The organism is Pseudoalteromonas sp. S408 (assembly GCF_005886645.1).
In the GTDB taxonomy this organism is placed as follows: Bacteria; Pseudomonadota; Gammaproteobacteria; order Enterobacterales; family Alteromonadaceae; genus Pseudoalteromonas.
Window position 1 is genome coordinate 1 of sequence record NZ_PNDY01000077.1, and the last position, 329, is coordinate 329.

Consider the following 329-nt stretch of genomic DNA (forward strand, 5'->3'; position numbering starts at 1 on the left):
AATATCTTCCCCATAATCATTATTATGAGAGAGCGCCACTTCAATATCTTCCCCCTTTAAATGAATAATGGGGTAACGTAATTCATCAGGATTTGTTTTACGTTGTAACAAATCGAGTAAGCCATGCTTACTTAGGTATTTTTTCCCATTAAAATTTATTGCAAGCCCCGCGTTGAGATAACAATAATTCCAAATCTGATTTTCCAGATACTCGTGTATGTAATGAAAATTACGAAACACCGAATCATCGGGCGTAAAATAAACTTCCGTACCATTGGGTTCTTTGGTAGCAGTTTCTTTATGCTCTTTGATCAGCACCCCTTTTTCAA

General features: G+C 36.2%; 1 protein-coding gene. It reads right to left on the reverse strand.

Going from position 1 to position 329, the window contains the following annotated elements; genetic code table 11:
* Positions 1–329 (reverse strand): hypothetical protein (locus CWB62_RS18535; RefSeq protein WP_502705274.1); only part of this gene is annotated, 329 nt, incomplete at both ends.